The sequence below is a fragment of the Archangium sp. genome (genome assembly GCF_036389735.1).
In the GTDB taxonomy this organism is placed as follows: domain Bacteria; phylum Myxococcota; class Myxococcia; order Myxococcales; family Myxococcaceae; genus Archangium.
On sequence record NZ_DASVWK010000129.1, the window covers coordinates 1 to 3390 of the forward strand.

Below are 3390 nucleotides of genomic sequence, written 5' to 3' on the forward strand. Positions count from 1 at the left end.
CTGCCCCTGCTGCGTCCCGCCGCCTTCGTGCTCGGCGCGCTGTTCGTCCTGCACGTGCTGCTGTCCGGCGTGGAGCCCGCGCTGCAGGCCGTGCTGCGGCTCGCCGTGCTGCTGCTGCTCGCCACGCTCGTCTCCCTGACGACGCGCGCCTCGGACATGCTGGAGTCCCTGGAGCGGGCCCTGCGCCCCCTCGGGCGGCTCGGGGTGAACCCCGCCCGGTTGAGCTTGATGCTCTCCCTCACCCTGCGCTTCATCCCCCTGCTCGCCACGTGGCTGCACGACATCCGCGAGGCCCAGCGCGTCCGGGGGCTGGAGAACGACCCCTTCGCCGTGCTCGTCCCGCTGCTCGTGAAGACGCTGCGCACGGCGGACCAGCTCGCCGACGCCATCGACGCGCGCTGCTTCGATCCCGAGGAGCCCTCGTGAAGACCCGCGACCTCGTCCATGTCGCCCTGTTCGCCGCCATCCTCGCCGCGCTCGGGCTGATGCCGCCCCTGATGCTGCCCTTCATCCCCGTGCCCATCACCGCGCAGACGCTCGGAGTGATGCTCGCGGGCTCCACGCTCGGCGCGCGCAAGGCGGCGCTGGCCGTGCTGCTCTTCCAGGTGCTCGTGGCCGCGGGGCTGCCGCTGCTCGCCGGAGGCAATGGCGGGCTCGCCGTGTTCCCGGGGCCCACGGGAGGCTTCCTCGTGGGGTTCCTGCCCGGGGCCTTCCTCGTGGGCTGGCTCACCGAGCGCGCCTGGCACCGGCTGTCCGTGCCGCTCGCCTTCGCCATCAACATGCTCGGAGGCGTGGGCGCCATCTACGCGGTGGGCATTCCGTGGCTCGCCGCCTCCGCGAAGCTGTCGCTGGCCCAGGCGGCGCTGGGCTCGCTGGCCTTCGTGCCCGGGGACTGCGTGAAGGCGGCCGTGGCCGCCTCCGTCGCCGTCACCCTCAAGCGCGCCTGGCCCCTCATCCAGGCGCCGAGGCCCACCCCCCCTACTTCACCGCCCCCGTCATCGACTTGAGGAGCTGCACCAGCGCCTTCTTCTCCTCGTCGGCGAGGTTGAGCGGCGCGATGCTCGTGGACACCACGCCGGCGAAGTTGCCCGTGGGCTCGCCGCCCTTGTTGTACAGCTCGACGACGTCCTCGAGCGTCGCCACATCACCCGTGTGCATGTAGGGCCCCGACAGCTCCACGTTGCGCAGGGTGGGCGTCTTGTAGGCCCCCTCCAGCTCGGTGGCCTTCTGCCGCAGGTCATTGCCCAGCCGCAGCAACCGGTTCGACTCCAGGCCGGCGGGCGCGTCGCTGTAGGGCCCCGCCGAGTTGAAGGTCCACGTGAGCATCGCGTCGGCCGCCGCCGCCACGCCGCGCTGGCCGCCGCTCACGTCCTTCACGCCGATGTTGTGGAACTGATCGTCGCTGAGCATCGTGCCCTTGTGGCACAGGATGCACTGGCCCTTGCGCACGAAGGTCTTCAGGCCGAGGTACGCCGGGTCCTGCTCCGCCTTGCCCTGCTCCACCGCCGCGAGGAATCGGATGACGTCCTGGTCGAAAGGCGCCTCGTTGCGATTGAGCGTGCGTTCGTACGCGGCGATGGCCTTGCCGAAGTTGGCCAGCAGCTGCTCGTCGGTCTCCTCCGAGGGCAGCTTGCCGAAGACGGTCTTGTACTCCGCCGCGTAGGTGGCGGTGAGGCGGCCGCGGAGGATCTCCGGGGTGGAGGCCATCTCGATGGGGCTGAGCAGCGGCAGCAGCGCCTGGTTCCACAGCCGGTCCGCGCGCCCATCCCACATGAACCACGTGCTGTAGCCCGAGCCCAGCACCGTGGGCGGGTTGCGCCCCGTCTGGGCCCCGTTGCAGCCCAGCGCCTTGGGTGTGTCCACCGAGCCGCCCCTGGCGTCATGGCAGCTCTTGCACGAGACGGTGCCGCAGCTCGACAGACCCGGGTCGTTGAAGAGCTTCGTGCCCAGCGAGGCCGCGAGCGGATCATCCCCGTACTTGTTCGTCGGGTCCACCGGGGGCCTGCGGGCGGGGGAGTGCAGGCCCTGGAGCTTCTCCAGTTCGTCCAGGGTGGGGAACGGCTCCTCGGGGTCGGTACACCCGAAGCCCAGGGAGCCCACGAGGGCGCCCGCAAACAGCCAGCTACGCAGGGGGTGACGGCTCATCGACATGTCTTTCCTTCTCGGTGCCCGCGCTCTCGGACCGACGCTGGAGGCTACTCCGGTGAACACTGTATCCCCTGGATACCACGCGAATCCAACGTGCTGGACACGGAGCTGACAGGGCGGAGGAGCGAGGGCTCCCTCCGCTGGATGCCGTGCCGCTCATCGACCTTGTCGGGGGCGAAGGAGGCTCCCGCCCTCACCGGGCATGCTCGCGCAGGTCTCTTGGACCTGGGGGTTCCGACGGGCGGCCATGACGGCTGGAGACGTGGTAGAAGGGTGGGCCGCCCTCCGGGGTCTGGTGCGAGAACTGACGGGCCGTGGAGGCCGATCGTTTGAAGCTGCTGCTGGTTGAGGACTCACGCTCCGTCGTCGCCTTCCTCGAACAGATTCTGCGGCGCGAGCCGGACATCGAGCTGTTGCCGGCGGTGTCCAATGGTCGCGACGCGGTGGCGGCGGTGCAGCGGTATGGCCCGCACCTGGTGTTGATGGACCTGGTGCTGCCGGGGATGGACGGGGTGGACGCCATCGCGGAGATCATGGCGACGGCACCCTGCCCCATCGTGGTGCTCAGCGCGCAGTTGGATACCCCGGGGAGGGACCGGACGTTCGAGTCGCTCACGGCGGGCGCGGTGGACGTGCTGGCCAAGCCCATGGGCGGGGGACTGGAGACGGTCCGGGAGTTCCGGGAGCGGCTGCTGCGCACGGTGCGGGTGATGGCGCATGCGCGGGTGGTAGGCCGGAAGCGGCCATCGCCGCGGATGCCGTCCCTGACGGCCGTGCCGTCCGTCTCGTCCCTGACGTCCGTGCCGCAGGGGGCCGTGGCGCCGGTGGCACAGGTGCCAGCGGTGGCGGCGTTACCCGAGAAGAGGCCTTGCGCGCTGTTGGCGATTGGAGGGTCCACGGGGGCGCCGCCGCTCGTGTTCGACTTGCTGAAGGCGCTGCCCGCGCCAGCGCCCTTCCCGGTGGTGGTGGCGCAGCACATCGTGCATGGCTTCGAACCGGGCTTCGCCAACTGGTTGAAGGGCACGGGGCACCGGGCGGAGGTGGCGGCGGGAGGGGAGTGGCTGGAGCCGGGAGTGGTGTACGTGGCGCCGTCGGACCGGGACCTGGTGGTGAGCGGAGGCCGACTGCGGACCCAACCCTCGAGGGGAGTGGCGGTGCCGTCGGTGGATGCGCTCTTCGAGAGCGTGGCGGGGTTCTACGGGTCGAGGAGCGTGGGGCTGTTGCTGACGGGGATGGGGGAGG

Annotated in this window: 4 protein-coding genes; 3 read left to right on the top strand and 1 reads right to left on the bottom strand. The window is 70.8% G+C overall.

Annotated features, from left to right (window positions below; translation table 11 throughout):
* The coding region (locus VF794_RS04945; RefSeq protein WP_331108017.1) for an energy-coupling factor transporter transmembrane component T at positions 1–426 on the top strand (426 nt) is incomplete at its 5' end.
* Positions 423–1007, top strand: a complete 585-nt coding sequence (locus VF794_RS04950; protein WP_331108018.1) for a biotin transporter BioY — start codon at positions 423–425, stop codon at positions 1005–1007. The genes VF794_RS04945 and VF794_RS04950, both read left to right, overlap by 4 nt.
* Here the strand turns inward: VF794_RS04950 and VF794_RS04955 are convergent.
* Complete coding sequence (locus VF794_RS04955; protein WP_331108019.1) at positions 979–2145, bottom strand: cytochrome-c peroxidase; 1167 nt, start codon at positions 2143–2145, stop codon at positions 979–981. The two genes, VF794_RS04950 and VF794_RS04955, sit on opposite strands and share 29 nt — an antisense overlap.
* Before the next feature lie 332 nt (positions 2146–2477).
* Here VF794_RS04955 and VF794_RS04960 point away from each other — a divergent pair.
* Positions 2478–3390, top strand: a 913-nt coding sequence (locus tag VF794_RS04960) for a chemotaxis protein CheB (RefSeq protein ID WP_331108020.1), incomplete at its 3' end; no start/stop codon positions are given.

Coding starts and splice junctions, on each gene's coding strand:
- VF794_RS04955 (WP_331108019.1), bottom strand. CDS start 2,145: ATGAGCCGTCACCCCCTGCGTAGCTGGCTGTTTGCGGGCGCCCTCGTG.